The sequence below is a fragment of the Nioella sp. genome, assembly GCF_964229645.1.
GTDB lineage: Bacteria > Pseudomonadota > Alphaproteobacteria > Rhodobacterales > Rhodobacteraceae > Nioella.
Genome location: NZ_CAXREX010000263.1, coordinates 1 through 2,084 on the forward strand (window position 1 = coordinate 1; position 2,084 = coordinate 2,084).

A 2,084-nucleotide genomic window follows, 5' to 3' on the forward strand; every position below is an offset into this window, starting at 1 on the left:
TGTCGGAATGACAGGCATCCCGGTTCTGAATGTGAACAACAACTGCTCGACCGGATCGTCCGCCCTGTTCCTGGCCAGGCAGGCAGTTGAAAGCGGCGCGGTCGAATGTGCTCTGGCACTTGGGTTCGAACAGATGCAGCCCGGCGCAATCGGTGCGATGTTCCATGACCGGGTCAGCCCCTTTGCGGCATTCGACAGAGAAACCGACGAACTGGTTGGCAGTGCCGAGATCCCGCTGGCGCTGCGGTACTTCGGCGGTGCGGGCAAGGCGCATATGGACGAGTTCGGCACCCCCCTGGAAACCTTCGCAAAAATCCGCGCCAAGGCCAGCCGACATGCTGCGAAGAATCCGGTTGCCCTGTTCCGGCAGGAGGTGACGGCGGAAGACGTCATGGCCACCCAGGTCGTCTGGCCCGGCATCATGACCAAGCTCATGGCCTGTCCGCCAACCTGTGGCGCGGCCGCCGCGATCATTTGTTCCAAGGAATTCGCCGACAAGCACGGACTGGACAGTTCGGTTCGGATCGCGGCGCAGGCCATGACGACGGACGGCCCGGAAACTTTCGAAGCCCATGACATGCGCGAAGTGGTCGGCTTTTCGATGGCCAAGCGCGCCGCCGATCAGGTTTACGAGGACGCGGGCATCGGGCCCGAGGACGTGGATGTGGTCGAACTGCACGACTGTTTCGCCCACAACGAGCTGATCACCTATGAGGCGCTTGGCCTTTGCGGTCGCGGCGAAGCGGCGAAATTCGTTGATGATGGCGACAACACCTACGGCGGAAAATACGTGACCAACCCGTCGGGCGGTCTATTGTCCAAAGGCCATCCGCTTGGGGCGACCGGCCTAGCGCAATGTACCGAGCTCGTTCAGCAGCTTCGCGGCCAGGCAGATGCGCGCCAGGTTGATGGCGCACGTCTGGCGCTTCAGCACAATCTGGGCCTCGGCGGGGCCTGCGTCACCACGCTTTATGAAAAAGCCTGATAGCGCCTTTCGGGAGGAATCAATATGACTGGAAAACTCGACGGGCGCGTGGCGCTGGTCTCGGGCTCGGGCCGGGGCATTGGCCGCGAAATCGCTCTCAAACTGGCCTCGGAAGGGGCCCGGCTGGTGATCAACGATCTGGATGCGGATCCGGCCAATGAAACCGCCGAGGCGGTGCGCGCAATGGGAGCTGAGGCCGTGGTCTGTGCCGGCAGCGTTACCGAAGACGGTTTTGCCGAACGGTTCATCAAGACCGGCGTGGACAGCTTTGGCGGGTTAGACATCATCGTGAACAACGCAGGCTACACTTGGGATAGCGTCGTTCAGAAGATGTCCGACGAACAGTGGCAGGCGATCATCGACGTCCACCTGACGGCACCTTTCAAGATCCTGCGCGCCGCGCAGCCGGTGATCAGCGCCAAGGCCAAGGAAGAGGCCGCTGCCGGACAGGAAGTGTTCCGCAAGGTGGTCAACATCTCGTCCATCGCAGGGACCGGCGGCAATGCTGGCCAGATCAACTATTCCGCCGCCAAGGCCGGCATTCTGGGTGTCACCCGGACGATGGCCAAGGAATGGGGCCGCTACAAGGTCAACGTCAATGCCGTGGCTTTCGGCCCGATCCGCACCCGCCTGACCGAGGGCAGCGCCGACGGAGACAGCACGATCCAGGTCGAGGAAAAAGAGATCAAGGTCGGCGTGAATCCCGACCTTCTGACCCAGATGGAGCGCATGATCCCGCTGGGCCGGGTCGGCACGCCGGAAGAGGCAGCCGGTGCCGTCTATCTGTTCTGCTCACCCGAAGCTAACTTCATTTCAGGCCAGCACGTCATCTGCGGTGGCGGTTTCGTGATCTAAGGCATTTGCCCGGACCCGATGGCAAGGTCCGGGCAAGAACGTTCATGTCCGGGCGGCCCCATGATGGCCGCTCGGACGGTCTTTACCGCACCCGCCACGCGAGCATGCTCAGAAAGGTTGACTCACGTACATCGTTTACCTAACAGTCGTTAGTTAGGCGCTGAGGTGAATAGAAGACCCATGAAACAAACCACGACAAACAAAGCCCCCGAGACAGCGCGCAGCGCGGTCGGACGGGACGGGG

The 2,084-nt window shown here is 61.9% G+C and carries 2 protein-coding genes; both read left to right on the forward strand.

The genetic code is table 11. The annotated features are described in order from the left end of the window. A partial coding sequence (locus ACEQXV_RS17380) for a lipid-transfer protein (RefSeq protein ID WP_370270220.1) occupies positions 1-985 on the forward strand: 985 nt, incomplete at its 5' end. Between the two features lie 24 nt (positions 986-1,009). Beyond that, entirely contained in the window at positions 1,010-1,840 is an 831-nt protein-coding gene (locus ACEQXV_RS17385; protein WP_370270222.1) for an SDR family NAD(P)-dependent oxidoreductase, read from the forward strand. Positions 1,841-2,084 lie beyond the last annotated feature (244 nt).